General features: G+C 49.6%; 23 protein-coding genes. 8 read left to right on the top strand and 15 right to left on the bottom strand.

Annotated elements, in window-relative coordinates:
• Positions 1–47: 47 nt before the first annotated feature.
• The 10 genes from ACYVJG_RS06920 to ACYVJG_RS06875 form a co-directional block, all read right to left on the bottom strand.
• Entirely contained in the window at positions 48–1,178 is a 1,131-nt protein-coding gene (locus ACYVJG_RS06920) for a 5-(carboxyamino)imidazole ribonucleotide synthase (protein ID WP_460430400.1), read from the bottom strand.
• Complete coding sequence (gene purE, locus ACYVJG_RS06915) at positions 1,178–1,666, bottom strand: 5-(carboxyamino)imidazole ribonucleotide mutase (protein WP_460430399.1); 489 nt, start codon at positions 1,664–1,666, stop codon at positions 1,178–1,180. Before purE ends, ACYVJG_RS06920 begins: the two co-directional genes overlap by 1 nt.
• Positions 1,667–1,803: 137 nt before the next feature.
• Complete coding sequence (locus ACYVJG_RS06910) at positions 1,804–2,598, bottom strand: YbgF trimerization domain-containing protein (RefSeq protein ID WP_460430398.1); 795 nt, start codon at positions 2,596–2,598, stop codon at positions 1,804–1,806.
• Between the two features lie 115 nt (positions 2,599–2,713).
• Positions 2,714–3,274: a peptidoglycan-associated lipoprotein Pal gene (gene pal / locus ACYVJG_RS06905; RefSeq protein WP_460430397.1), complete on the bottom strand. Its 561-nt coding sequence runs from the start codon at positions 3,272–3,274 to the stop codon at positions 2,714–2,716.
• A gap of 43 nt (positions 3,275–3,317) precedes the next feature.
• Positions 3,318–4,604: a Tol-Pal system beta propeller repeat protein TolB gene (gene tolB / locus ACYVJG_RS06900; protein WP_460430396.1), complete on the bottom strand. Its 1,287-nt coding sequence runs from the start codon at positions 4,602–4,604 to the stop codon at positions 3,318–3,320.
• A 53-nt stretch (positions 4,605–4,657) separates the two neighbouring features.
• The gene (gene tolA / locus ACYVJG_RS06895; protein ID WP_460430395.1) at positions 4,658–5,779 is read right to left on the bottom strand and encodes a cell envelope integrity protein TolA; all 1,122 of its coding nucleotides are present in this window, start codon (positions 5,777–5,779) and stop codon (positions 4,658–4,660) included.
• Entirely contained in the window at positions 5,776–6,156 is a 381-nt protein-coding gene (gene tolR / locus ACYVJG_RS06890) for a protein TolR (protein WP_245556764.1), read from the bottom strand. The genes tolA and tolR overlap by 4 nt, the downstream gene beginning before the upstream one ends.
• Positions 6,157–6,311: 155 nt before the next feature.
• Positions 6,312–6,497 carry a DUF3460 family protein gene (locus ACYVJG_RS06885; protein ID WP_022653782.1) on the bottom strand — a complete coding sequence of 62 codons (186 nt, stop codon included), beginning with the start codon at positions 6,495–6,497 and terminating at the stop codon, positions 6,312–6,314.
• Positions 6,498–6,544: 47 nt separating this feature from the next.
• A complete protein-coding gene (locus ACYVJG_RS06880) occupies positions 6,545–8,230 on the bottom strand; it encodes a response regulator (protein ID WP_460430394.1) in 1,686 nt (561 codons plus the stop codon).
• Positions 8,231–8,252: 22 nt separating this feature from the next.
• Positions 8,253–10,367: a UvrD-helicase domain-containing protein gene (locus ACYVJG_RS06875; protein ID WP_460430393.1), complete on the bottom strand. Its 2,115-nt coding sequence runs from the start codon at positions 10,365–10,367 to the stop codon at positions 8,253–8,255.
• 131 nt (positions 10,368–10,498) lie between these two features.
• Here ACYVJG_RS06875 and ACYVJG_RS06870 point away from each other — a divergent pair, with 131 nt between their 5' ends.
• Complete coding sequence (locus tag ACYVJG_RS06870; protein ID WP_460430392.1) at positions 10,499–11,188, top strand: enoyl-CoA hydratase/isomerase family protein; 690 nt, start codon at positions 10,499–10,501, stop codon at positions 11,186–11,188.
• A gap of 472 nt (positions 11,189–11,660) precedes the next feature.
• Here the strand turns inward: ACYVJG_RS06870 and ACYVJG_RS06865 are convergent, their stop codons facing one another.
• Positions 11,661–13,541: a ribonuclease catalytic domain-containing protein gene (locus ACYVJG_RS06865; RefSeq protein ID WP_460430391.1), complete on the bottom strand. Its 1,881-nt coding sequence runs from the start codon at positions 13,539–13,541 to the stop codon at positions 11,661–11,663.
• 71 nt (positions 13,542–13,612) lie between these two features.
• Between ACYVJG_RS06865 and ACYVJG_RS06860 the strand changes: the two genes are divergently transcribed.
• The 6 genes from ACYVJG_RS06860 (at position 13,613) to ACYVJG_RS06835 (ending at position 19,013) form a co-directional block, all read left to right on the top strand.
• Positions 13,613–15,205, top strand: coding sequence for a GGDEF domain-containing response regulator (locus tag ACYVJG_RS06860; RefSeq protein ID WP_460430390.1), 1,593 nt, complete (start codon positions 13,613–13,615; stop codon positions 15,203–15,205).
• 53 nt (positions 15,206–15,258) lie between these two features.
• A complete protein-coding gene (locus tag ACYVJG_RS06855; protein ID WP_460430389.1) occupies positions 15,259–15,975 on the top strand; it encodes a DUF305 domain-containing protein in 717 nt (238 codons plus the stop codon).
• A 63-nt stretch (positions 15,976–16,038) separates the two neighbouring features.
• On the top strand, positions 16,039–16,923 hold the full coding sequence (htpX, locus tag ACYVJG_RS06850; RefSeq protein WP_460430388.1) for a protease HtpX: 885 nt from the start codon (positions 16,039–16,041) through the stop codon (positions 16,921–16,923).
• A 247-nt stretch (positions 16,924–17,170) separates the two neighbouring features.
• Positions 17,171–18,259, top strand: a complete 1,089-nt coding sequence (locus ACYVJG_RS06845; RefSeq protein ID WP_460430387.1) for a TRAP transporter substrate-binding protein — start codon at positions 17,171–17,173, stop codon at positions 18,257–18,259.
• A gap of 140 nt (positions 18,260–18,399) precedes the next feature.
• Positions 18,400–18,636 (top strand): type II toxin-antitoxin system Phd/YefM family antitoxin, encoded by a 237-nt coding sequence (locus ACYVJG_RS06840; protein ID WP_460430386.1) that lies wholly within the window; start codon positions 18,400–18,402, stop codon positions 18,634–18,636.
• On the top strand, positions 18,636–19,013 hold the full coding sequence (locus tag ACYVJG_RS06835) for a type II toxin-antitoxin system VapC family toxin (protein ID WP_460430385.1): 378 nt from the start codon (positions 18,636–18,638) through the stop codon (positions 19,011–19,013). The genes ACYVJG_RS06840 and ACYVJG_RS06835 overlap by 1 nt, the downstream gene beginning before the upstream one ends.
• Before the next feature lie 35 nt (positions 19,014–19,048).
• Here the strand turns inward: ACYVJG_RS06835 and ACYVJG_RS06830 are convergent, their stop codons facing one another.
• From ACYVJG_RS06830 to ACYVJG_RS06820, 3 genes are read right to left on the bottom strand one after another with little or no spacing between them, the layout of a single operon-like run.
• Positions 19,049–20,479 carry an efflux transporter outer membrane subunit gene (locus ACYVJG_RS06830; protein WP_460430384.1) on the bottom strand — a complete coding sequence of 477 codons (1,431 nt, stop codon included), beginning with the start codon at positions 20,477–20,479 and terminating at the stop codon, positions 19,049–19,051.
• Entirely contained in the window at positions 20,472–23,609 is a 3,138-nt protein-coding gene (locus tag ACYVJG_RS06825) for an efflux RND transporter permease subunit (RefSeq protein WP_460430383.1), read from the bottom strand. The genes ACYVJG_RS06830 and ACYVJG_RS06825 overlap by 8 nt, the downstream gene beginning before the upstream one ends.
• 14 nt (positions 23,610–23,623) lie before the next feature.
• A complete protein-coding gene (locus ACYVJG_RS06820) occupies positions 23,624–24,802 on the bottom strand; it encodes an efflux RND transporter periplasmic adaptor subunit (protein ID WP_460430382.1) in 1,179 nt (392 codons plus the stop codon).
• A 123-nt stretch (positions 24,803–24,925) separates the two neighbouring features.
• Between ACYVJG_RS06820 and ACYVJG_RS06815 the strand changes: the two genes are divergently transcribed.
• Positions 24,926–25,603: a TetR family transcriptional regulator gene (locus ACYVJG_RS06815; RefSeq protein WP_460430381.1), complete on the top strand. Its 678-nt coding sequence runs from the start codon at positions 24,926–24,928 to the stop codon at positions 25,601–25,603.
• Here ACYVJG_RS06815 and argE read toward each other — a convergent pair.
• On the bottom strand, positions 25,509–26,696 hold the full coding sequence (gene argE / locus ACYVJG_RS06810; protein ID WP_460430380.1) for an acetylornithine deacetylase: 1,188 nt from the start codon (positions 26,694–26,696) through the stop codon (positions 25,509–25,511). The genes ACYVJG_RS06815 and argE overlap by 95 nt on opposite strands.
• Between the last annotated feature and the right edge of the window lie 104 nt (positions 26,697–26,800).

The raw sequence follows: 26,800 nt of genomic DNA, 5'->3' as shown, positions 1-26,800 counted from the left end.
GTGTTCAGTCATAAAAAAGGATGTGGAAGCGACTTATCCGCCGTCTATTAGAGCGTTTCTTGAATCGCGCGGGCTTGCTCTAAGGCTTCATCTGCGGTGGCAGATAAGACGGTAAAGTGTCCCATTTTACGGCCGGGACGTGCCGATTTTTTACCATAAAGATGTAAATGCACGTTAGGAGCTTCCATCAACACCGCCCAATTGGGTTCGCTTTGATCTTCCCCCCAGCTGTCTCCCAACAGATTTACCATAACCACAGGGGATAATAAACGGCTGTCCCCGGGTAGTAAGCCACACATAGCGCGAACTTGCTGTTGGAATTGGTCACAGGCACAGGCATCGAGGGTATAGTGCCCTGAATTATGGGGCCGTGGTGCAATTTCATTGATCACTAAACGATCATCAGCCAAGACAAAGAACTCAACTGCCAACACCCCAACATAGTTCAGTGCGCTTGCCAGTTGTTTTGCCATCGTTTGCGCTTGTTCGGCCAATTCTGCAGAGACTCGTGCCGGCACAATCGAGACATCTAAAATACCGTTAGCGTGATGGTTTTCTGCCACAGGAAAACAACTGATTTGTGCATCAGAGACTCGGGTGACGATAGCAGAGACTTCGCTCTTTAACGCCAACATTTTTTCTAGCACACAGTCGTTGGCACCTAATTGTTGATAGGCCGCAGCGACTTCCGCCGCTGTTTGCACACGAATTTGGCCTTTGCCGTCATAGCCAAGGCGGGCTGTTTTGAGGATGCCGGGAAGATAAGGGGTCAGGTCTGTGGCGAGATCCGCCTCAGAGGTAATAGCAAGATAAGGGGCAGTGGCGAGGCCGGCTTTGTTAATCCATGTTTTTTCGCTGATGCGGTTTTGTGCAATCGCGACACAGTCACCAGAGGGCGAAACCGGTACAAACTGACCGAGCCAGCGCATGGAGTCTGCGTTGACATTTTCAAATTCGGTGGTAATCGCTGCACAGGTTTTCGCTAAGGTCTGGAGTGCTTCGCTGTCATCATAGGCATGACAGAGGTGCACATCAGCAAATTCAGCAGCAGGGGCAATCGGGTCGGGGTCTAACACCGTGACACGATACCCCATTGTTTTGGCGGCCACGGTAAACATCCGCCCGAGCTGACCGCCACCTAAAATACCTAGCATGGCAGGAGGAAGAATCGCTGCCATCACTCAACCTCCGGCAGGGTCATTGCCAAGACGGTTTCGCTTTGTTTGAGTCGGAAAGCAGCAAGGGCATCGCGTAATGCCGGTTGTTCATTTGCTAACATGGCAACGGCAAACAGGGCGGCATTGGCGGCACCGGCCTCACCAATGGCAAACGTAGCCACTGGAATACCTTTGGGCATTTGCACAATCGACAGCAAAGAATCTTCGCCACGCAGGTATTTCGACGGTACCGGCACGCCTAACACAGGCACAGCCGTTTTTGCCGCTAACATACCGGGTAAGTGAGCCGCCCCCCCTGCACCAGCAATAATGGCTTTGAGGCCGCGTTGCTCAGCAGTCGCGGCATAGTCAAATAACAAATCAGGGGTGCGGTGAGCAGACACCACGCGTGTTTCAAACGCAACACCAAAGTCACGCAGAATACGCGCTGCATGTTCCATTACGGGCCAATCGCTGTTGCTGCCCATCACAATACCGATGTCAATCATGGCAAAAAATCCGTCAAAAAAGACTCATGATTGTACCGCAAATTTTCCTAGGGCTTGGTGGCTGTCTGATGAGACAAGACCGTGTGTCTTATCTTGAGATGTGCAAGACCCTATCGTGCCGGTTTGGTACAGTCTGTTTAACCGTTTTGGGCAGCTAATTGTTGTTTGACTTTGGCTGCGGCTTCGCTTTTCGGGAAGCGTTTTAATAGACTATCCCAAGCTGTTTTCATGCCAGCTTTATCACCCAATTCGCGGTAACAATTTCCGATATTGCGTAATGCTTCTGGGACTTTAGCGTGATTGGGGTGGCCATCAACGAAAGATTTATGTGCCGCGATGGCGTTTTTCCACTGCCGTTCGGCGGTATAGGCGACACCAAGCCAGTATTGGGCATCGGCCACTTGTGGGGCATTGCTGCGGCTATCGATAAAGTTTTTCAGTGCCGGAATCGCTTGATTAAATTGGCGTGCACGCAAGCTTTCTAAGGCTTTGCTGTATTCGAGTTGTACGGGGTCGGGGGCGACGGCGGGCGCAGGGCTGGTCGCTGTGGCGGGATTGCCATTGCTCATGCTGGGGTCAGTTGTAATCGAACCAGAGCCCCCAGCGGGTTTCCCTTCAAGCGGAGCAAGGCGTAAATCGAGATCGTTATATAAATCGTTTTGCCGTTTTTGCGTGGTTTGTAAGGTGTAGTTTAAAACCTCCATATCACCACGCAATTTAGCAATATCTTGGCTCATACGATCGACCTGATTCACCAATTCTAATAAGCGTTCATTGCTCAGGCGGCTTTCTAGTGTGGTAAATCGCTCTTGTGAACGTTGATTTAATTCAGCCAATTGACGGCGTGTTGCGTCGACCTCTCCCACGCTGGCACAACTGGCTAATAAGACACTGCTACATACCAACACCATCGGCAGTTTAATCTTTTTCACTTTTCCACTCATCCGTCAATCAATCACTATTGGAAGAAAAATACACGCTTTATAGACAGCTTGGGCGGTCTATTTTGACCGCCCAAGGCATGTTCTTCAATCCTACAATACGAGATTATTCGCCGTTGTACACAATATCACTGCGACGGTTTTGTGCGTGGTCGGCTTCACCCATACCGGTGGCACGGGGTTTTTCTTTACCATAGCTGACCGCTTCCAACTGATTTTCTGGGACACCAATCACGCGCATCATGCTTTTCACGCTTTCAGCGCGGCGTTGACCCAAGGCCAAGTTGTACTCGCTGCTGCCGCGTACGTCAGTATTACCTTGGATAATCACTTTGCGAGTTTGGTTTTTCTTCAAAAATTCGCTGTGAGCTTGTACCAAAGGTTTGTATTCGTCTTTGACCAACGAGCTATCAAAGTCAAAAAATACGCTGCGTTTGGACAGCACGCTCTTAGGATCGGTCAGTGGATTGCCGCTGCCATCCGCGCCCATCCCGTTCCCACTGCCATTCAGACCACCTTGACCGTACATACCACTGGCGTTGGCACCATTTTTACCATTCATGCCAGCAGCACCGGCGGCGTTGGGATCAGTTGGGCCTTTGGGGCTAGAGCAAGCGGCTAACGAACCTGCAACCATCGTGGCCAATAAGACTTTTTTCCACATCATGAAATTCTCCAATCAACATTCACAATCAAAAAACACGGTTTGCCTAACGTGGATATGGCCCCCACACCGGTGCACGAATATCACCGCCACTGGTGGTTAAGCGGGTTTTTGTCGATCCATCGCGGGTAACCGTAAATAAAACCCCTCGCCCGCCTTGCTCGCTGGCATAGACCAACATTTGTCCATTCGGTGCAAAGCTAGGTGATTCATCATAATGGGTGTCAGTAACATAGTTCGCTTGGCCGGTGGCCGTTTCTTGCACCATCACACGGAAACGACCTGCCTCACGGCGGACAAAGGCTAATGCGGTGCCATCTGGTGCAGGTGTAGGCGAGACATTGTAGTTGCCTTCGAAAGTCACCCGTTGTGCGCTTCCCCCACCGGCGCCCATCACATAAATTTGTGGCCCACCGGCGCGGTCAGACGTGAAATAAATCCGGCTGCCGTCGGCGCTGTAAGCGGGTTCGGTATCAATGGCGTTGCTGTTAGACAAGCGGACTGCTTCGCCACCATTGGCCGAGACAGCATAAATTTGTGAATGACCATCGCGCGTTAAGACCACGGCAAGGCGGCTACCATCGGGACTCCATGCTGGCGCTGAGTTGGAGCCTTTGAAGTTAGCAACCGCACGGCGGCTACCGCTGCTGACATCATGCACATAGACAACCGGTTTTTTGCTTTCAAAAGAAACATACGCCAAGCGTCCTCCCTCGGGGCTCCAAGCTGGCGAGATAATCGGCTCGGAAGAACGCAATAGCGTAAACCCGTTGGCTCCATCGGCATCCGCCACTTGTAGGGAATAGCTGTTGGCGCTGTGCTTAATCACATAGGCAATACGTGTGCCGAAAATCCCTTTTTTGCCGGTAATCGCTTCATAAATCATGTCAGCAATACGGTGAGCTAATTGGCGCGACTGGTTAGGTTGAATGCTAAAGCTGGCACCAGTTAAGCGGGTTTTTCGTGCCGCATCGAATAAATGAAATTCGACCGTAATCGTACCACCAGCACCTGCCGTCACTTTGCCGACTGCAATTGACATCGTGCCAGCACCTAGCCACGCGGGGTAATCAATTTGCGCTGGGTCAATCGGACGGTTATTGACCTTATTGGGATCGACAAACGAAAACACACCGGTACGTGCCAGATCGCTTTGGATAATCGGCGTTAGGCCCCCGGGCAAAGCACTTTCGAGGCCAAACTCCGGCAATGCGATGGCATGGCGGTTGGTACCACCGCCCACCACTTCAATGGTTAAATCATTGGCGCGTACCGATAGGCTGCATAGCAGCAGCAAAGGCAACAAGACATAGTGAAATAAAAACTTTGGCATAAAATCAATTATCCTCTTACCGATGACCATAGCAATAACGGGTTAACTGCCCATTAACGTGGGCGGAATTCTAAGCGAATTTTACGCACATCCGAGAAATTCATCCCTGTTAATAAAGGTGGGAAGGTTTTTGCCGACCAAACAGCGCGTTGTACCGCATCATCATAGCCAGCATGACCCGATGACTGCAGCAGTTTGACCTCTCGCACTTCTAAACTCGGTAATAACGTCACTTCTAACACTGCTTTGGGATTACCTGTGACATCATCTGGCACTTGCACCCGTGGTTTAACCCGTGCAATCACCAAATCTGCATAGCCCTTGGTATGACCACCGCTGCTCCCCCCCCCGGCGACACCATTGGGCGCCCCCGCTTGGGTTTTGGTGCTGTTAGGTTTGTGCGTGCTATTGGTGCTATCAAGGTCTGCTAATAAATCATCTGCAAATGGATTATCCGCTTTCACCGGTTTGCTTCCCGTCCCCCCAACCTTATTGACTGGCGAAGCAACGGTTTTTTCTGCGCCTTTGCTATCACCTTTTTCATTACCTTTATTGTCTTTGGCGCTGCTCTCGGTTTTTTTGCTGTCTTTCGCCTCAGGTTTGTTTTCTACCTTTTTATTAGGTTCAGGTTTTGCTTCTGTTTTCTTAGGTTCGACCTTTTTTTCTTCCACTTTTGGTTCTGGTTTTTTCTCAACCTTCTTTTCTTCTACCTTCTTCTCCGGTTCGGGTTTCTTTTCAGGTTTCGGTTCAACTTTCTTTTCGACTTTTTTCTCAGGTTCTTTCTTCTCTTCTTTTGGTTTTGGTGGCTCGACCTTCTTCTCTTTCACTTCCGGCTCAACCTCTTTTTTCTTCAGCGCAATATCCGTCTTCACCGGTGGTGTGGGTAGCGGTGTGGGTGTTGGCGTGGGTGCTTCGATTTCAGGTGGCGGCGGCGGTGGTGGCGTAGGCTTGCTTTCGCTCACTGGGGCCGCGCTGGTCGTAGCGGTTTGGCTACCTAGCAATGGCGGCGGTGGTGGAGGCGGTGGTGCCGACCACAACTCCACACCAATCGCACTCGGTTGTGGTTTGGGTGGGGAAGTAAATTGCAACAAAAAAGCCCCTAACAGCAGCAGGTGCAGCAGAATAGAGATGGCTAACCCACGCCAATTATGTTGCTCGTTGTCGTGCTTCATCATTCGGTTTTAACCAGCAGGCCAACTCGGGCAATATTTGCTTTTTGTAACACAGACATCACATCCATTACCTTTTCATAGGCAACGGTTTTGTCAGCAGAAATCACCACGGGTCGTTGTCCTTGTGGGCCAAGGTGGGCTTGTACCAGTGGCAAGACTGCGTCTAAGGATGTTGCTGTTTCGGTTTTTCCCTTATCGCTGACAGCATAGTGACCCTCTTTGTCGACTGTGACTTGGATCGGTTCACTTTCCACTTGCGCGGCTTGCCCGACACTTGGCAAATTAACGATGCCAGGTGAAAACATCGGTGTTGTCACCATGAAAATCACCAGTAATACCAACATGACGTCGATATACGGCACCACATTCATTTGGCTCATAGAGCGACGGGCACGGCGGTTGAGCATAGTTGTGGATAAATTCAAAAAATTAAGAAAAAGTCATAAAACAAAAAACCCGGCGTTGACCGGGTTGTTGACGGTTCCCCACTTGTAAAGTGGGGATGTCGCACAGCGGGTCAAACACCGCACCAAGCTTACTCGGGTTGGTAAACATAGGGCTTTTGTTTCACTTTGGCTGCGTTAAAGCGTTTTTGCTCATCCAAATCCACTTTTTTATCCCACCAAGTCAAACGAAAGCGACGGCGTTCTTCGTCGATATGGGGGTTCTTTTCCAAAAATTCATTCATGAATCGGGTGAAATCGGATTCATACATTGCCATGACTGCTTACTCCAAAAAAAGATCCTGCAACATCATCAGAAAAAAATTTAGACCAACCACTCACGCTTATCGTGTTTTTGTACCAAAGTCCGATAGGCCTGTAGCAGTTTTTGATATTTCCCACTGGTTGGGTCTTGTTTACGCACTTTATCTAAATAGCCATGTGCTTTGGCGATATAACTCTCATGCCAGCCTTTTTGATGGACAAAGCCTAAAATCGCATTGACCGCGTTCAACATAATTTGGCTGTTCGATGGCAATTCTTCCACCGCTTTAATAAACATACTGACCGCTTCTTCCAGTTTGCCGGATTGTGCCAAACGCACCGCATCGTTGTTAAGATCCACCACGCTTTGGACGTTTTCCGCAATCAAGGCCAGACCATCTGCCTCACGGCCTTCAACACGAAACACGGTGGCAATTTTATCCAACACTTCTTCATTATCGTGGTTATTTTTGACCAGTTTTTCTACCACTTGCTGGCCAATGTCATCACGACCTTGTTGATAGCTGGCGTGAACCAATTCTAACTGCGCATCTTGTGACAACAGTGGCGCAAGGTCTTGATACTGCATGACAGCTTGATCGAGTAGTTCGCGGGCGCGGTGTGGGTTACCCATTTGTTTTTGAATTTGGCTTTCAACCAAATCAGCCATCCATTTTGCCACCGGATCACTGCGAAATTCTCTGCGGACGACCGAAGCCGTTTGCAAAGCCTCTTCCATATCACCTTTTAACCGCTGTAAGCGGGCAAGGTTGGCATAGTCTTCCGCACAGCGATAGGTTGAGTATTTTGCAATATCAATGGTCTTACTCATCGCTTTGGTGGCGGTTTCGTAATCTCCATTGAGCACGGCCGCCTCACTCAACGCTTTTTGCCGATGTAACACCACCGGTGACAATTCAACTGCCCGTTCTGTCACCTGTTGTGCTTCTTGAAACTCTTGTCGAGCATGGTGAATTCTTGCCAACCAATCATAAGCCTCCATGATTTGGTCGTTTTCTTTAATCACCTCATTAAATAAGACGGCAGCTTCATCATATTGTTTGGCGAGGGTGAGGCACTTCCCTAACCCCATTTGTGCCCACGCCAAGGGCTTGACCGCCAAAATTTGTTCATAGACTGATTTAGCGCCAAGGTGGTCACCGATTTTTAGACAAAGGCTGCCTTTTAACTTCATAAAATCAATGGTGTATTCATCTTTGGCGAGGATTTTTTTATCACATTCTGCAATCGCAGCGAGGTACTCATGCCGCAGCATAAAATCATCGACACATTTCATCGCTTCTTTGCGAATCATGGCCCGTTCTAACCGCACCCGCAGTTGTTCGCCGGTAAAGGGCTTTAAGACATAGCCATCGGGCGATAACTCAGCCGCACCAATTACCCGCTGTGCTCGGCGCTCACCAGTCACAATCATAAAGACGCAAGATTGTTTAATGAGGTTCTTTTCTTTAATTTCGGCTAGAAGATGTAAACCGTCATAGCCGTTACCTAAATCATAATCACATAAAATGATATCAACATCAAAGCGCCCCAACTTTGATAAAGCATCACCTGCGCGCATGGCGTATTCCACCTTATTGGCGCCGAAGCTGGCTAAGGTCATCGACAGTGCCCTTTGCATTTCCGGCACACTGTCAATGATCAATACCAGCTTAGAGGCATAGGGGTTTTTATCCTCAACACGCAGAGTCTGGATGCCAGAATGACCGCTTTTCAAAGTATTCATGATTTTTTCAAACTGCTTTCTATCATCTATTTATTTGTCTTGGGGTGATCGACGCAAACCGCAGGTCGAGCCATTTTAGCCCGTGTTGCACAAAATTGACGTGAATTCTTACACTTTGTCCGCGTTCGATTTGTGCAATGCTGCCACAACCAAATACTGGATGTTCAACCGTTTGCCCAATAAACCAACCATCAACTGCGGTGTGTGGCATGTGTGGTGCAATCGGTGAACGTGCAACCCCAATGGTTTGTAAAATATTGGCAGGAATATCATCCACAAAACGCGAGCGCAGCGGATAACGCATTTGGCCATGTAAAAAGCGGGCTTGGGCATGGCTCAAAAATAATTGTTGTCTGGCACGGGTCAACGCAACATATAACAAGCGTCTTTCTTCTTCTAAACCGCTGTGTTCACTCAGCGCATTTTCATGGGGGAATAAACTTTCTTCGAGGCCCACTAAAAAGACGCTGTGAAACTCAAGCCCTTTCGCTGCGTGTACCGTCATCAGTTGTACCGCATCTTCCCCTGGTTTTGCGCCATGTTCCCCAGCTTCGAGTGCTGCATGTGCCAAGAAATCGGCCAATGGCCATTCTGGATTCGTTTGGCTAAATAGGGCCGCCGCATTCACCAACTCATCCAAATTGTCCAAGCGCTCGCGGCCTTCCTTTTCTTGGCCGTAAAACTCGCGTAAACCCGACCCTTTCACCACCGCTTCAACTTGACTGGCAAAATCCAACGATTGGCAGGCTTCTTGTAGCCGTTCGATCAGTAAGGTAAAGGTCAGGAATTTACTGGCCACACGACCAGTGAGTTGGCTACAACTTTGCCACAGCGATTGCTGTTGTTGTTGGGCAAATTGTTGTAATTGTTCTACGCTGCGGCTGCCGATCCCTCGTGCCGGGACATTGACCACCCGTAAAAATGCTGCATCATCATCGGGGTCGAGAATTAAACGTAAATAAGCCAACGCATGTTTAATTTCTTGCCGTTCAAAGAAACGCAACCCACCATACACCCGATACGGGATACCCGCTTGAAATAAATGATGTTCCAACAAGCGTGATTGGGCGTTAGAGCGATATAACACTGCAATCTCGCTATACGGCAGGGCCTGTTGGCGTAAAGCACGCACTTGTTCAACCACATGCTCGGCTTCGTTTTGTTCATTATTGGCTTGGAACAGTTTAAGCGGCGCACCCTCTGCCGCTTCTGTCCACAGCTGTTTTCCTAGGCGTTGCTGGTTACGGGCAATAACGGCATTGGCTGCTTGCAAAATAGCACCGGTGGAACGGTAGTTTTGTTCAAGTTTAATCGGTTGCTCGATGGCATAGTCCTGCATCAGACGTCGCATATTGCCAATTTCTGCCCCGCGAAACCCATAAATGGATTGGTCATCATCACCAACAGCAAAAATTTGATTATCACTTCCTGACAACAAAGTCAGCCAACGGTATTGCAATGCATTGGTGTCTTGAAATTCATCAATTAAAAGATGGGCAAATCGTTGTTGATAATGCTCGCGTAGTGCAGCGTGTGCCGCCAGCAATTCATAACTGCGTAGTAACAATTCGGCAAAATCGACCGTATGTTCCTGCTCGCATTGTGCTTGATAGGCAAGGTAGAGTTGTTGCAATTGTTTGCCATAGACATCATGCGCTGGTGGGAGTTGTTGGGGGCGCAGACCTTGTTCTTTATTTTGATTGATAAAAAACTGAATTTGTTTTGGTGGATAGCGTTCGCTATCGATATTGTGTTGCTTCAACAGTCGTTTGATGGCACTGAGCTGATCTTGCATATCGATGATGGCAAAATTTTGTGCTAAGCCAGCATCTCGCCAATGTTGGCGCAAAAAACGATGGCACAGGCCATGAAATGTGCCAATCCACATCCCTCGGCACGATTGCCCAATCAAGCCCTCAATCCGTGTTTGCATCTCGCGGGCCGCTTTGTTGGTAAAGGTGACCGCTAAGATGCGATAAGCTGGCACTTGTTTTACCTGTAACAACCAAGCAATGCGGGTGGTTAATACGCGGGTCTTGCCACTGCCTGCGCCAGCAAGAACCAGCGCAGAGCCTTGCTCAAGGGTGACGGCGTGACGCTGTGGTGGGTTGAGACCCGCTAATAAGGAATCAGACATAAAATAAACTCGGCATGAAATTTGCTGAAAATTGTACGATTTTTTTCACTCAACTCCGATTTTTGACTTGAATTCAAACAGTCGTTTAAGGCATGATGCACAGGATATAAAATATGACAAGGATGGAGTTCATGACCTACTTTACCTTAGAAAAACGTGACAGCGTTTATCTGTTGACCATGGTGAACAGTGGGGTGGCCAATGCACTTGACGACGATATGTTAGAAGAAATGCACCGCCATCTCGATACCATTGAATCCGACCCCGCACCACATTTGGCGTTGGTGATTGCCAGCGCCGATCCAAAATTTTTCAGCAATGGCATCAATCTCGATTTTATCCGTAGCCGTGGTATGGATTATCTGTTTGCCAGCTTTGTCCCACGCTTAGATGCTTTGTTGGCTCGTTTGGCTTGGCTGAATGTACCAACACTTGCCGCGATCAATGGCCATGCTTATGGCGGTGGTGCGTTGATGGCGGCGGCCTGTGATTTCCGTTTTATGCGTGCCGACCGAGGCCGTATTTGTTTCCCTGAAGTCGATCTGAAGTTGAGTTTGTCTGATGTGATGGTCGAATGCTTAGGTAATTTACCCAATGAAAAAATCCGTTGGGAGATGGCGGTGACCGGTTTGGCTTTGGGGGGCGATGAAGCGGCGGCGGTTGGCGTGGTGGATAAAACCCTGTCAGAAGAGAGCCTGTTAGAAGAAAGCTTGACCTATGCGGCCTACCTCGCCAGCAAAGACCGCCGTGCCTATACCCGTATCAAACGCGCTATGCGCGGTGCACGTTGGGCCCGTTTTATCCCAAAAAATGACAATTAACCTTAACGTCATGGTTTTATCGCGTTATTTTAATGAATAAGCATTAGGTTTTTGTGCAATAAGGGCTATAACTGAATTGCGAGTGATCGCGAATGATCCAGCAGGTAAAACAGCAATATGGCTTGAATGAAGAGTCTGCTGTTTGATACACGATATTGTGACGTGGCTGGAAAAAGCAGTAAGGCTGTTTGGTAGTAAGCTGTTAGGAAGTTGTCAGCGCGGTAGTTTGTTCTTTAGAAAGTAGTTTGTTGAAGAAGGGTTAGACCGAGCGTGTTGGGCTGTTGAAGTTGTTGTGTGAAGTTGAAGTGCGTATCAAAACTCGGTCTAGCAGTGATCAACTTTTGCGCATGAGTTGCGCGGACGATCTTTCAGAAGTGTAGTTTGCCGTATTGTTTCCGACTAACCTGTTGTTTTCTGTCTTTCTGCCAACCGAGGGCCGCGCAATGCGGCCCTCTGCACATCTGGTACTCAGTTAAACACCTTCTTCTGCCACGATCGGCGGTTCAACATCGCACAAACCAAGATAACGGCATTCCAACTGCTGTTCTAACTCGTCCATACTGATAATTTGCAAGCGCAACCGCGTGCCCGGTGTCAGTTCGCTAGGTAAACCAGCCAAACGGAAGGTAAACGGCAAATTCTCAAGGCGTACTAAATCTTCTTTCAGCCAAGTTGCCGTGGTGTCGGTGATATTTTCCTGTTGCAACCAACGTAAACACCAATAGCGTTCCATTTTTGATTGGAATTGGCCATAGGCGGTATAGGCGGCATCAAAATCACGCAGCACTGCAAACAAGCTTGCATCATTCCGTGCAAAGCGCGGTGGGGTGTCTGTCACCATGGCAATCAATTGTTGTTGATTGACAAAATCGACTGCTCGCCGCAACGGGGAGCTGGACCAAGCGTATTGTTCAACACCCAAGCCGACATGCGGCAGTGGGCTGGTGGTCATTTTGACCTTACCGTTGGTTTGTGCACGATAGAGCCCACCAATCCCTGCCTGTGCTAAATCCCCGCCCCAAGTGCTGTTGACCAAAATCATCAATTCAGACACCAACTTATCCATTGGCGCACCGCGTTTGCGGCGGGTGATAATCACTCGTTCACCCTCAAGGGCAAAGTTGTAATCTACCTGTGGTGGGCGATTCGGATCTGCTTTGCCACGTTTTTGCTCCAGCACATTGGCAAATTGCCATAGCCAGTTTAATTCTTCTTTGTAGGGATAGGCTTCTCCCTGTTGTTGTCCCACCGTTTCTTCGTTGAAAAACACTTCTAAACGGTCATGGCGTAGGTTATCTGCGATAAAAACCTGTTCTAACACGCTGTGATGGCCAAGAATCTCCCACTCTGGGCTGACATCGATATACATGCTCAAAGCAGGGACGTAATGTCCTTCTTTAAGTGTGAAGTGTGTGACCACCTCTTCCGGCAACATGGTGATCTTGTCGCCGGGGAAATACACGGTGGATAACCGTTGTTGAATGATTTTTTCTAAATCACTTTGGGCTGAAATACCGAGCGCAGGTGCAGCGATGTGAATCCCAACCTGATAATGCCCATTATCTTGTTTGACCAGTGAGAAAGCATCGTCAATTTCTGTGGTGGCAGCATCATCAATCGAGAATGCGCGGACATTCGCCTGTGGTAGTTCATGTTGCAGTGTCGGGGCTTGATAGGATGGAAAACCACGACCTTTGGGAAAGTGTTCTAACAAGAAACAAGACAGCAAAAACTGTGGGACGGAAGGAATCCCGCCGCGTTTGGCTAATAGGCGCAGGGGTGACTCGGCTAAATGTTGGCTGGCCTGATCGAGTGCTTTATATTCCAAGGTGTTTTTGTCTGGTTTAGTCAGCAAAGCAGGAATATGTGGCAACCAGTTCGGTGGAACTTGACCTTGGGTTAAATCAGCTAACCATTGGTCGATTTGTTGTTGTTCGCGCTTTTTGCGTTCAATACCGGCCAAAGCCGCTTGCAGAGATTCTTCAGGCGCAGCCTTATAACGGCCACGACCTTTGCGATAGAAATACATCGGTGCGCCATGCAAGCGAATAGCAACCGCTGCCTGTTGCACTGCACTGGCCTGTGTCCCGTAATACTCTTGTGCCAAGCTATCGAAAGAAAACTCGTCACTGCCACAACATGACCAGAGAAAATCGATATCGAGCTCGGCAGCGAGCGCTTCCGCCTGTGGTAAAAAGTCGGCTGCGGTACCTTCAAAACGTAATAGAACCTGTGCTGTTTTGATTTTACTGCGCTTTCCATGTGGCGCTTCGACTTGTAGGCTGGCATCGGTTGCCGTCATGATACTGCCTACCTTAAAGTTGCCATCTTCTTCATAAAATACGTTTTTCATCGCCGCCTTCGCTTCGCTATCAGGTTGCCGATTATAGCAGTACAGTGATTTTCGTAAGGCCAGACCACACTATGACACTCTTAATTTCCCCTCCCTTTGTGCCTGTTTTATCCGAGTTAGAGGCGGTTTGCTCAAAATTGGTAAAACAGATCAGTTTGGCTGAGTTGGCCCATGCGGAATATTTGGCACTCAATTTGAAGTGTCTGGCTGAACATGAAAATAACGACGGGCTGGCCAACGAAGCCAAGCGTTTGGCGCATTTCTTACATGGTTGTGTTGCCGATTTGCCGCAAGATAAGAATGATTTTGTCGTGACACTTGCTGCTCATCGCAATTTATTGCGGCAACGTGCCAGCCAAGCCACAACGCCCGTTGCTCCGACTGAACCAAGCCAGCCACGCTTACGCCAAGGCTTGGTGTTATTGGCGCCCGAGTCTTTCCAAGTGGGGCCGTTGCCCAGTCAATTACAGTGGTTTGGCTATGAAGTCCATCAGGTCAATGATGTCAACGCGCTATTCGCCTTGCCACGTCCCGAAGCCTTATTGGTGTTCAATCGCTTTGATGGGGCAGATTTGCCGCTGTTGAGCCGTTTGAAAGTGTTATGCGCGGGGCCTTTAGCAGGTGTGCCGCTGATTTTTCTATGTCCACAACCCAATTTTGAAATTCAACTGGCCGCCTTGCGGGTGGGGGCGGCGGCAGTATTGACGTGGCCAGTCGGACGGGAAGAAATCGTTGAGGTATTGGAACATGCCCGCCGTGAACAAGACGCGGCGCCTTGGCGGATGATGCTGTTATGTGACAGTCAAACGACGCAACACCCATTTCAAGAATCACTCAAAAAACACGGGGCAGAGCTATTGGTTTTGCACGACCCTGCTTTACTGATGAACCGGATGATTTCTTTCAAACCAGAAATGGTATTGATTGAAGAGCAATTAGCCGAGTGCACAGGGCTCGAGGTGGTGAAACTGATTCGACAACAGGCCAGTTTAGCGCCGGTGCCGGTTTTATTGTTATGCCATGATCGACAACAAGCCGCATGGTTAGCCGAAACTGCCCCAGCGGCGATTGATGGCACCTTATGTAAGCCGGTGGCGATTGAAACCTTGCTGCAGGCGCTAGACAGTCGTATTCAACGCTACCGTAACAGTCAGTTGCGTTGGATGACTGATTTGTTGACTGGCCTACCGACTCGCGCTGCTTTGGCATCGGTGTTCCAAGTTGAACGTGAGCGTGCTCATGAGCATGGCGAGAGCCTGAGTGTGGCCTTGATTGAGTTAGATAAAATGAAACAGCTGAACGAGCTGTATGGCCACGGCACAGGTGATCGTATTTTGCGTGCTGCTGCCCGTTTCTTGAAAGCCAGTTTGCCCCGTGGACGCTGGGTGGGTCGGTATAGTGGAGGGCGTTTTGTGGCCTTGCTACCGAATGCGTCCCCTGCTATCTCTGGTCGTCGTTTGGATGATGTCCGCGATGCCTACAGCCGTGTAATCCATCCCCATGCCAGTCAACCGATTTATCAAACCTGCACTATCGCTGTGGTTGAAGCCAGCTCGATTGAACCATTAGAAGGATTATTGGTACGGCTAGAAGCGGCGCTACATCGGGCACGACAAGCGGGGGGAAATTGTGTTGAGGTTGATATTCTCTCCACCCCACGTTAAACATGAGGCCATGGGTTGTTGATAAGGTTTTTTTCTTTCCCGAATTAGGGTGAATGATGAAGCGATTTTTAAAAGGGTGTCGTTGGCTCTGTCTGGCCGGCGTGGTATTGGGGTTAAGCGCGTGTGTCACGCCAACTGGGGTTAAGTCTGACGGGAAGACCGCAGCGGTAAAAACAGTCAAACCTTTGGCAAATAAAAAACCGCGTCCGGTGATACAAGTTCCAGTGTTGCAAACTGAAGAGGATTTTTTGCAGCAACTGTCGCAATCGCATCGTGAAGCCTTGAACTTAGCCCTCGGTGCAACAGGGAAAATTGGCCATCCGGCGTTAAATGCTATGTTGACCGACACCCTGAAAGGGGGGGCTGCTGAATTGGCGCAGCTGCGTAGTTGGCGGCAACGTTGGTATCCTGAACAGACCATTGCCGACTTTTTACCTGCACCCGTGGAATTCCAAGGCGCACGAGCACAAGTGGAACAAGACTTGATCGAGCGTCTATTAGCACAACATGAACGATCTCTGGCCTTTTTAGAACAAGCTCAAGACGTCAAATTACGGCCAGAACTACAACAGTTGGTGGAAACCATTCGCCAACGGCAACAACAAGAAAGTGAGCGTTTATTAGTGTGGTCAGAAGATGGGTTACCTGCTTATACCCCTTCAACCCGCCGTATCTCACGGCCTGCAACCACACCACGCAATCAAACCAAGGCCACACAACAGAAAGCGAAAAAAACAACTGCCAAGTCCAATCAAAAAAGACGGCGTTAAGTTTTTGAGTCGATGATGCGTGGTTTAGGTGGGTCGTCAGACTTAGCAAAAGGAAAATCGATCATGGATTTCAAACGAATTGCCCTTTTTTTAGTGACCAACCTTGCCGTTGTCCTCGTGTTATCGATTACGGCCAGTGTGTTGGGGGTGAATCGATTTTTGACCTCAAACGGTCTTAATCTGGGTATGTTGCTGATATTTGCCGCCCTAATGGGTTTCGGTGGTAGTTTTATCTCGTTGTTGATGTCCAAGCCGATGGCTAAGTGGTCAACGGGTGCCCAAGTGATTCAACAACCGAGTAATGAACTGGAGCATTGGTTAGTCTCTACCGTGGCACGACAAGCCCAAATTGCTGGGGTTGGTATGCCAGAGGTGGCGATTTATGAAGGTGAGCCAAACGCTTTTGCCACAGGGGCCAGCCGTGACAATGCACTGGTAGCCGTCTCAACGGGACTGCTATACAACATGAGCCGTGATGAAGTAGAGGCCGTGTTAGCACATGAAGTCGCACATGTGGCCAATGGTGATATGGTGACGCTGACCTTGATTCAAGGCGTGGTGAATACCTTTGTGATCTTTTTTGCGCGGATTGTGGGCTATTTTGTCGATCAAATGCTGCGTAAAGATGATGAGGAGAACACGGGGCCAGGGTTGGGTTATATGGTGACAGTGATTGTCTGTGAGATTGTGTTTGGAATTTTGGCTTCGGTCATTGTTATGTATTTCTCGCGTCAACGTGAATTTCGCGCAGATGAAGGCGCCGCTCGTATTATGGGTACCACACAGCCGATGATTCGTGCACTACAGCGTTTGGGCGGCGTAGAGGTCTCGTCTTTACCAAAAGAAATGGCTGCATCGGGGATTGCCGGTGGGCGTGGCTGGAGTGAGTGGTTTGCCAGCCATCCCAGTATTGAAGACCGAATCCACGCTTTGGCACAATTGCGTTAAAGCGACTGGCTCAGTGAAAAGTTGCTTTGTTGTCGTACTATGATGCTGAAAAATAGCGAATTTTAAGGAAAATTAGCGTTTTCTTTGGGTACGCTTTGTTGCATTGCACTATCGGAAACAGTTGGCAAACCCCGCCAACTGTTCTAAAACAGGGACTCCCGTGATTAAAACGACTCATCATCAGATGATGGGTACCGCAAAAAACCGCTCGTGAAGGGCGGTAAGGACGTTAAGAGGAGATTCATCAGTGGAACGTCGTGCCTTTTTAAAACAAGCCGCTGGCGCTGGCTTAGTGGCCGGTACTATTGCCGCCCCTGCCATTGCTTCAGAACCACAAGTCCGTTGGCGTTTAACTTCCAGCTTCCCGAAAGGACTGGACACCATTTACGGTGGTGCTGACGTATTGGCAAAACGGGTAGCTGAACTGACCGACGGTAAATTTCAAATTCGTGTCTTTGCCGCTGGTGAGATTGTGCCGGGGTTACAAGCCCTCGATGCAGTACAAAATGGCACGGTTGAAATGTGCCACACCTGCGGTTACTACTACGTTGGCAAAAACAAAGCCTTTGGTTTTGATACCTCGATGCCTTTCGGTTTGACCGCACGGCAACAGAATGCGTGGATGTACTTTGGCAACGGTCGTAAATTGATGGCCGAACTGTTTGACCAATACAAAGTTTATGCGCTGCCGGGGGGGAATACGGGTGCGCAAATGGGGGGGTGGTTCCGTAATCCGCTAAAAGGGCTGGCCGATCTCAAAGGCCTGAAAATGCGTATCCCTGGCCTCGGTGGCGAGGTGATGGCTAAGTTGGGTGCGGTGCCACAAAGTATTCCGGGTGGCGATATTTATCCTGCACTGGAAAAAGGTTCGATTGACGCGACTGAATGGGTGGGGCCTTACGATGATGAAAAACTGGGCTTTTTCAAAATCGTGAAAAACTACTACTACCCTGGTTTCTGGGAACCCGGTCCACAAATCAGCTTCTACATCAATAAAGATCAATGGGCAAAACTGCCGAAGGCCTATCAGGCTGCACTAGAAGCCGCCGCCGCAGAAGCCAACGTTAATATGTTGGCAGAGTACGATCACAAAAACCCACAAGCCTTGGCCCGCTTGGTGGGTAATGGTGTGAAATTACATCGTTATCCAAAAGATATTTTGGTGGCAGCTCAAAAAGCCGCTATCGAGATTTACGAAGAAGAATCGGCAAAAAATCCGCTGTTTAAGAAGATCTACACCGATTGGGTTTCTTATCGTAATGTGCAACACCGTTGGTTTAGCCTGACGGATGCCTCTTTGGAACAATTTATGTATTCCACGCCATTCCGTAAATAAGCCACGCAAAACCCCATTAGCTGGGGGCTTGAATGTGAGTTGAAAAGCCCAGTCAAATAAGACTGGGTTTTTCTTTGCTTTGTTTTGGCTCTTTATGTTTAATAAAGTTAGCGCCACACTTTAAGAAAGCGAGCTCAGTGATGAATACCATTGCTCTTGCAGAAGCTAAGGTCAAGTTATCGCAATTAGTGGATAAAGCATTGGATGGATCGGAAACCATTATTGCCAAGCATGGCCGGCCAGTTGCTAAATTGGTGCCACTCAATCCCATCAAGTTACAGCGATTTGGCGCATTGAAAGGCAAACTGACAGTTCCAGATGACTTTGACAAACCGCTAGCAGATGATGAGTTAATGTTGTTTCAAGGAAAAGTTTAATGCGAGTGTTGTTGGATACTCATATCTTATTGTGGTGTCTGGCAGATGATCCAAAGTTGTCTAATCAAGCGCGGCGTTTGATTGAGAATGCAACCGAGGTGTATATCAGTGCCGCTAGTTATTGGGAGTTGGCGATTAAGATTGGACTAGGCAAATTAGAAGTCGATTTGCTCGAAATTCGCCAAGCTGCAGAGCAAAGTGGTTTTATAGAGGTTCCTATTAGCAGTGAACATGCGATTGCGATATTGGGATTAGCAAATCATCATAAAGATCCATTTGATCGATTAATAGTTGCTACTGCAATAACTGAACCGATGCGTTTAATCACTGCAGATAAATTGGTGGCTCAATATACTGAATTAGCGACTTTAGTTTGAAAAAAGCCCAGTCTGATGTTGACTGGGCTTTTTTGTTAAGGCTTGGGTGTTGACCATCCCCCGCCTAGAGCAAGATACACCGACACCACGGCATCAAGCTGTGCTTGGCGAGTTTGTACCCAGTCGATCTCGGCAGAAAACAAATTCCGCTGTGCATCGAGGACTTCTAGATAACTCGAATAACCATTGTCATAGCGCAACTGTGCTAAGCGCAAGGCCCGCCGCAGCGCATCAACCTGTGCGGTTTGCGCCACAAATTGTTCGCGGCTGGTGCGATGGGCTTGCAGCGCAACATAGGTTTCACGGAAAGCATTTTGTACCGCTTGTGTGTAATCGGCCAATGCTTGTCTTTGTTGTGCAGAAGCCGCATCGACTGCTGCGCCCGTTTTACCAAAGTCAAAGATCGGCATTGCCAGTTGCCCCACAAACGACCAAGTTTGTGCGGGAGCAGAGAACAAATCTGCCAAGCGTAGGCTTTCGCTGCCTAAATTCCCCGTCAAACTGATATTTGGGAAATAAGCCGCTTTAGCCACACCAATCCGAGCATTGGCAGCGATCAGGCGCGCTTCTGCTGCGCGTAAATCGGGGCGCTGCTCTAACAGCTGTGACGGTAACTCAGCTGGAATCAGTGGTGGCGTAGTCAGTTCTGTGACGGTTTTCCCTCGTGGCACTTGGCTGGTCATCAGCTCGCGAGGGCTGGCACCTATTAACACTTGCAGTGCTTTTTCTGCTGCCGCTTGTGCTTGTTGCAAGCGTGGCACAGCCGCCTGAGTGGCTGCGGTTTCTGCCTGTGCCTGACGGTATTCCAGCTCGGAACTGACACCGCCACGATAGCGTTTTTCGCGCAATGCTAAAGAGGCTTGCCGCGATTGCAGCGTTTGTTCAGCAATTTGCAGCTGTTGATCTAAGGCGCGTAGGGTGAAGTAGCCTTGAGCAACCTGAGCGGCCACTGACAAATTGACCGTATCTTTGGCAAATTGGCTGGCTAATAACTCTGCTCGTGCCGCTTCGCTGGCACGGCGATAGCGTCCCCATAAGTCCAACTGATACGACAGTGTGGCTTGTCCTGTTTGCATTGAACCAATGACTTTTTCACCACGGTCAAGGCTGGTATTACTGCCTACACTTGAAAGGCGTGCCCGTTGGTATTGCCCATTCACGCCTAACTGGGGTAACTGGTCGGCACGTGCGCTGGTGAGGCCTGCGCTGGCCTCATCCAAACGGGCAAGCGCACGGGCAATATCCTGATTATGTTGTTGTGCCCGTTGAATCAAGTCGTTGAGTACAGGATCTTGAAATTGTGTCCACCAGTCCTGTGTCAGGGTTGCCGTGGGGGCAACAGGGGTAGAAGGCAAATCCAACACCGGACGTTGGTAGTCGGGCCCGATAGCGCAAGCAGAGAGCGCCATCACCACCGTCACCGCAGCAAGGGCTGGCCGCCAAGGGCGGAATGACAATTTACTCATGGCGGTTCTCCTCGATGTGTGGTGTTACCTCACGTGGTTTTTTGTTCAGTCCCATAATCAACTTAAAGAATAACGGGATGAATAGTGTGGCGAGGAAAGTCGCCGCTAACATGCCACCGATCACCCCCGTGCCAATCGAATGGCGGCTGGCCGAACCGGCACCGCTTGAGATAGCCAACGGCACACAACCCAACACAAAGGCCAGCGAGGTCATAATAATCGGGCGGAAGCGTAGGCGTGCCGCTTCAATCGCTGCATCAAACAACGATAGCCCTTCTTCATACTTCAACACAGCAAACTCAATAATCAAAATCGCATTTTTTGCTGCTAGACCAATCAGCGTAACCAAAGCAATTTGGAAATACACATCATTGGCTTGCCCGCGCATCCAGTTGGCCAAGGCCGCACCGAACACAGCAAAGGGCACCGCCATCAACACCGCCAATGGCAAGCTCCATTTTTCATACTGTGCCGCTAAGATCAGGAACACCATCACCAAACCAATGACGAACACCAGCGCCGACGCCCCACCAGTCAATTTTTCCTGATAGGACGAGCCTGTCCAAGCAATGGTGTAGCCTTCTGGTAAGACTTCGGCCGCGAGTTGCTCCATGATTTTTAAAGCTTCGCCTGAGCTATGACCGGGGGCTGGGCCACCGACAATTTTTGCTGCAGGGAACACATTGAAGCGTTCGACAATTTCCGGGCCCGTTGTGCGTTCAATCGTCACCAAGGCTGATAACGGTATCATCTGGCCGTTTTGTGAGCGAACATAGACATTCCGTAGGTCTTCCGGTTTAGAACGGAAATCGGCTTCCGACTGTAACTGCACGCGGAAAGTACGACCAAATTTATTGAAGTCATTGACATACAGTGCACCAAAAGTGCTTTGCATGGCGTCGAACACCTGATTGACCGGTACACCTAAGGCTTTTGCTTTATCGCGGTCGAGGTTGACAAAAATTTGTGGCACATTGGCACTAAACGTTGAAGATAAACCGGTGAGTTCAGGCCGTTTGCTGGCGGCTTCCAACAGTTTTGCTGTTGCAGCGGCCAATTCTTTACTGCTGCCACCGACACGATTTTGGACATAACCTTCAAAGCCCCCCGTGGTTGACATCCCCGAGATCGGCGGTGGGTTAAACACCAAAACTAAACCTTGTTTGATGCTGGCAGCGGCACCGAATAAATAGCCGACAATCGACTTTGCATGGTCTTCTGGCGCGGTACGTTCTGCCCACGGTTTTAAGGTCACAAAGCTGGCGCCCGAACTGCTTTTCATTGAACCGGTCAAAAAGTCATAACCAGAGAAGGTCACCACGTCTGAGACCGCTTTATGATTCAGCGCTAATTTATCGAGTTGTGCCGTGACTTCCTGTGTCCGCGACAAAGAAGAGCCATCAGGCATGATCGTGATGGCAAAGATATAGCCCTGATCCTCATCTGGTACCAAAGTGCTAGGTGTGATGCGGAACAGGCCGAGGGTGGCGGCGATTAACCCAACAAACAATACCAAACCTAGCACTGAGCGTTTTAACAAAAACCGCACACCGCTGGTATAACGGCTAGTTTGGCGGTTAAACCAAGTATTAAAACGATCAAAGAATGCAAAGCTTGCCTGATGACCGGGTTTCAGTAACGCAGCACATAACGCAGGGGTCAGGGTCAACGCAACAATACCCGAGATCACCACCGATACCGCAATGGTGATGGCAAATTGTTTATACATTTGCCCCGCTAAACCGCCCATGAACGCAACAGGGATAAACACAGCACACAGCACCAATACAATTGCAATCACGGGACCGGTCACTTCTTGCATGGCTTTGAATGTCGCTTGGGCCGGTGCTAGACCTTCTTCCTCCATAATCCGTTCGACGTTTTCTAATACCACAATCGCATCATCCACCACGATACCGATGGCGAGCACCATGCCGAACAAAGTTAAGGTATTGATTGAGAAGCCCAGTAAATACATACCGGCAAATGTCCCGACAATCGAAACAGGGACTGCCAAGCACGGGATCAGTGTCGCACGCCAGTTTTGCAAGAACAAATACACCACTAAAAACACCAACACCATGGCTTCAGCAAGGGTTTTAATCACTTCATCAATCGAAATTTTGACGAAACGGGTGGTGTCGTAAGGGACTTTATATTCCAAGCCGGCTGGGAATTTCTTTGCCAACTCAGCCATTTTGGTATTCACTGCCTCGGCAGTATCGAGCTGATTAGCACCGGGGGCCAAGAAGATCCCGAGGGGAATCGTGGGGTTGCCGTTACGGGTGGCGGTAAAGTCGTAGTCTTTCGCGCCCAACTCAATCCGCGCCACATCTTTCAGCCGCAGCTTAGAACCGTCTGGTAGCGAACGCAGAATGATTTTCTCAAATTCTTCTGGCGTTTGCAGACGGCCTTGTGTGGTCACCGATAAGGTGAAATCGACCATATTGGGTGTGGGTTGTGCGCCGATTTTACCGGTGGCAAATTGCGAGTTTTGTTCGCGGATGGCTGCCACAATATCGCTCGGCGTCATTTTCAGTTGTGCCAAACGATCGGGTTTAAGCCACACCCGCATCGAATAATCTTTGGCACCGAAAATAATCGCATCCCCCACCCCGGGCACACGTTTCAGCTCATCAAGAATATTCACCAGTGCATAGTTACTGATGAACACTTGATCGTAGCGTTGGCTTGGTGAATCGAGGGTAATGATTTGCAGGAAATTAGACGACTTTTTCTGAACCGTGACCCCTTGGCGGCGCACTTCTTCGGGCAATTGCGACAGCGCAGTTTGCACACGGTTGTTGACGTTAATTGTCGCTTGGTCGGGGTTGGTGCCAATGTTAAAAGTCACTGTCATGTTCAACTGACCATTTGAAGCACTGGCCGAGTTGATATACAGCATATTGTCCACCCCGTTAATTTGTTGTTCTAACGGTGCAGCAACTGTTTGGGCAACGACTTCTGCCGACGCTCCCGGATAGTTCGCCACCACTTGTACCTGTGGCGGCACAATCGGTGGATATTGTGCAATGGGCAACCCTCGCATGGCGAAAAAACCAGCCATCATAATGATGATGGAAATCACCGTGGCGAAGATGGGCCGCTTAATAAAAAAGCCTGAGAACATACTGAGGGCTCCGATTAAGGCTGTTTAGCGGGACTGGCGCTTGTGGCAGGGGCAGCGGCTAATTCAACTGGCTTCACTGGCTGACCCGGACGGGATTTCATCGCACCATCGACAATCAGACGTTCGCCGCCTTTTAAGCCAGATAACACCACGAAATTGCGCTCGATTTCTTCACCCACTTGGATTGGGCGAGGTTCTGCCTTGCCTTGCTCATTGACGATGAAAACAATCGTGCCTTGGGCCGTCGATAACACCGCACGTTGTGGAATTAAAATCGCGTTTTTCTGAATCGCACCCTTCATAAACACACGAACAAATTGTCCGGGGAGTAATTCCGCTTCGGGGTTGGCAAATTCAGCACGTGCCCGCAGGGTGCCGGTGGTGGGGTCGATAATGTTATCGGTGAAGTTCATGCGACCAATCCGTTGATATTGGCTGCCATCCGCTAAGCGCAGTTCAATATCAAATTTGCCGCCTTCGGGCGCAACCAAGACACCTTCTTGAATCAACTTACGGAAACGCAAGGCGTCGTTATCGGCCATCGAAAAATTGACGTAAATGGGATCGGTTTGGGAAATCACCGTCAACAAACTGTTGGGGGATAACAAACTGCCCTCGGAGACCACTTCTTTCGAGGTCATTCCTGAAATAGGTGCGGTGACGCGGCTATAGCTGCGGTTGATGTCTGCCTCACGCAACTTCGCTCGTGCTGCGGCTACCGAAGCTTGAGCCGATTCCAATGCTGTGACGGCATCGTCACGGTCTTTTTGTGACACGGCATTTTCTGCAAACAATGGCAAAACTCGATCATGTTCTTGCTTGGCCCGTGTCAGCCGAGCTTGTTCAACGGCTAATTGTCCTTTGGCTTGGTCAACAGCTGCTGTGAGTTGTTCGGGATCAATTAAAAACAGCGCGTCACCTTGTTTAACAGCTTTGCCTTCGGTGTAGAGCCGTTTTTGCAAAATGCCGCCGACACGGGCACGCACTTCTACGTCACGATAGCCTGCCACTTGGCCGACATATTCAAATACTCGCGGCACATCCGCCGCTTTTACCGTTGTCACAGTCACTTCTGGCGGTGGCATGCCGCCGCTTTTAGGTTGTGAATCACCACCAGAGCAGGCACTGAGCACAGTGGCAATGGTGATGGCCAAAAGAGTGGAGGTGAGTCGTGTGCGAACAGAGCTAAGCATATTGATGATGCTTTCTGAAATGAGAACTGCTGTTATTATAGATACATTCGTGTATGTATGTATAGAGGGATTTCCGCTATCATCGCGGTATCAATCGTGTATACCGGAGGGGAAATCAATATTATGGTCAGACGAACACGCGAAGAGGCTGAAAAAACTCGGCAAGCGTTGTTAGATGCTGCCTTGCGTGTGTTTAGTGCCAAGGGCGTTGCACATTCTTCTTTGGCCGATGTAGCACAAGAGGCAGGGCTGACGCGGGGCGCAATTTATTGGCACTTTAGTAATAAAACTGAACTGTTTCATGCCATGCATGAGCGGGTGCAACTGCCATTTGAATTTTTAATGGAATATCTCGGCCAACATCAAGACCAGCTGTCCTGTTGTCAATTACGCCAAGTCTGTTACGACAGCCTCGCCCGCGTGGTGCATGAGCTACACTGCCGTACTGTGCTGGAAATCCTGTTACAAAAGTGTGAATTCACCGAAGAAATGGAGCCCGTGCGCGAGCGGCTGGTGACCTTATGCGAGCCGCTGCCGCGACAACTCAGCCACACTTTTCAGGTGTTGGCGGCACAGGGGCTGTTACGACCGGGGGTTGAGCCTGAAATCGCCGCCCACGGTTTAACCTTGTACTTACATGGAATTGTCAGTGGTTGGCTGTTTAATCCAGAAAAATTTGATTTGGCCAACCACGCCCCAGCTTTAATCAATTTGCTGCTGGATGGTTTGTTGTTGGATGACTCAGTGCCGAACCCAACTGCCACAACAGTTGTTCACAGCGATGTAGCTGTGCCACGCTGACAAATTCATTTGGACGATGGGCTTGGGCAATGTCACCGGGTCCACATACCACGGTAGCGATACCCGCGCGTTGAAAGAAACCCGCCTCGGTGGCATACGCCACCCGTGAGGGGCGGCTACCGGTCAGGGCTTGGGCAAATCGGATAAAGTCTTGCTCGGTATCGGCGGCAAAAGCCAGTGCATGGGTGGTTTGTTCAACCTCAATGCCACATTCTGCTGCGGTGGTTTGCATCTGCTGGCTTAAATGAGCGGCATAACGGCGAATCTGTGCGATCAGTCGTTCTGGATCTTGCCCCGGCAAATAACGATATTCAAAGTTAAATTCACAATCGCGGGGAATGATATTGCTGGCAATACCGCCGTGAATTTGGGTGGTGGCAAGGGTGGAAAAGGGGACATCGTAACCCGCTTGGGGAAATTGCTGTTCGGCAATCGCCAGCTCTTGCAAGCGTACGATCATCTTGGCGGCGTATTCAATCGCATTGACTGCATGAGGGGCAAGAGAGGAATGGGCTTCTTTACCGCGCACGCGACAACGATAACTTTGCCGTCCTTTGTGCGCGATGATGGTGTTCATGCCGGTGGGCTCACCGACAATGCAACCATCTGGCCGAATGCCGGCTTGTTGCAAATCCTGTAACAAAGTGCGTACACCCAAACAACCGATTTCCTCATCATAGGTAAACGCCAGATGCAGCGGCTGTCGTAGTTCATAACGGGCTGTGATTTGCGGCACGATTGCCATGCAAACGGCTAAAAACCCTTTCATATCACAGCTACCTCGACCATAGACGCGGTCATGCTCCCAGTGAGCGATAAAGGGATCGCTATGCCATTCTTGTCCGGTCACCGGCACCACATCGCTGTGCCCTGCCAGTACCAATCCACCATCTGGCTGATCTGGGCCAAAGCTGGCAAACAGATTGGCTTTTGTACCATCTTGATCAAAGCTCAAGCGACAGCGCGCACCTTGTGCGTGTAAATAGTCGCGTGCCCACTCGATCAGGCCAAGATTCGAATCGCGGCTGATGGTGGGAAAGGCAATCAGTTGGTCGAGACAAGTACGGGTATCGGGGTGAACCATAGCAGTCATTCGGGGTATCCTGCATCTAAGCGACAATCGGCAGCCTTTAGCATACGGGGCAAGGGCAAGCGGCGGCAATGTGTTAGGCTAGACAATCTGGTTTTATTTGTGCC

Source organism: Aquaspirillum soli (assembly GCF_054781915.1).
The sequence above is the reverse complement of the archived record's forward strand: the minus strand, read 5'-3'. Positions and strand labels throughout refer to the sequence as shown.

Coding starts and splice junctions, on each gene's coding strand:
- ACYVJG_RS06880 (WP_460430394.1), bottom strand. CDS start 8,230: ATGAATACTTTGAAAAGCGGTCATTCTGGCATCCAGACTCTGCGTGTT.
- ACYVJG_RS06860 (WP_460430390.1), top strand. CDS start 13,613: ATGACACTCTTAATTTCCCCTCCCTTTGTGCCTGTTTTATCCGAGTTA.
- ACYVJG_RS06820 (WP_460430382.1), bottom strand. CDS start 24,802: ATGCTTAGCTCTGTTCGCACACGACTCACCTCCACTCTTTTGGCCATC.
- ACYVJG_RS06855 (WP_460430389.1), top strand. CDS start 15,259: ATGATGAAGCGATTTTTAAAAGGGTGTCGTTGGCTCTGTCTGGCCGGC.
- tolR (WP_245556764.1), bottom strand. CDS start 6,156: ATGAGCCAAATGAATGTGGTGCCGTATATCGACGTCATGTTGGTATTA.
- ACYVJG_RS06815 (WP_460430381.1), top strand. CDS start 24,926: ATGGTCAGACGAACACGCGAAGAGGCTGAAAAAACTCGGCAAGCGTTG.
- ACYVJG_RS06865 (WP_460430391.1), bottom strand. CDS start 13,541: ATGAAAAACGTATTTTATGAAGAAGATGGCAACTTTAAGGTAGGCAGT.
- tolA (WP_460430395.1), bottom strand. CDS start 5,779: ATGATGAAGCACGACAACGAGCAACATAATTGGCGTGGGTTAGCCATC.
- ACYVJG_RS06830 (WP_460430384.1), bottom strand. CDS start 20,479: ATGAGTAAATTGTCATTCCGCCCTTGGCGGCCAGCCCTTGCTGCGGTG.
- ACYVJG_RS06825 (WP_460430383.1), bottom strand. CDS start 23,609: ATGTTCTCAGGCTTTTTTATTAAGCGGCCCATCTTCGCCACGGTGATT.
- ACYVJG_RS06835 (WP_460430385.1), top strand. CDS start 18,636: ATGCGAGTGTTGTTGGATACTCATATCTTATTGTGGTGTCTGGCAGAT.
- ACYVJG_RS06885 (WP_022653782.1), bottom strand. CDS start 6,497: ATGGCAATGTATGAATCCGATTTCACCCGATTCATGAATGAATTTTTG.
- ACYVJG_RS06920 (WP_460430400.1), bottom strand. CDS start 1,178: ATGGCAGCGATTCTTCCTCCTGCCATGCTAGGTATTTTAGGTGGCGGT.
- pal (WP_460430397.1), bottom strand. CDS start 3,274: ATGATGTGGAAAAAAGTCTTATTGGCCACGATGGTTGCAGGTTCGTTA.
- purE (WP_460430399.1), bottom strand. CDS start 1,666: ATGATTGACATCGGTATTGTGATGGGCAGCAACAGCGATTGGCCCGTA.
- argE (WP_460430380.1), bottom strand. CDS start 26,696: ATGACTGCTATGGTTCACCCCGATACCCGTACTTGTCTCGACCAACTG.
- tolB (WP_460430396.1), bottom strand. CDS start 4,604: ATGCCAAAGTTTTTATTTCACTATGTCTTGTTGCCTTTGCTGCTGCTA.
- ACYVJG_RS06840 (WP_460430386.1), top strand. CDS start 18,400: ATGAATACCATTGCTCTTGCAGAAGCTAAGGTCAAGTTATCGCAATTA.
- htpX (WP_460430388.1), top strand. CDS start 16,039: ATGGATTTCAAACGAATTGCCCTTTTTTTAGTGACCAACCTTGCCGTT.
- ACYVJG_RS06875 (WP_460430393.1), bottom strand. CDS start 10,367: ATGTCTGATTCCTTATTAGCGGGTCTCAACCCACCACAGCGTCACGCC.
- ACYVJG_RS06870 (WP_460430392.1), top strand. CDS start 10,499: ATGACCTACTTTACCTTAGAAAAACGTGACAGCGTTTATCTGTTGACC.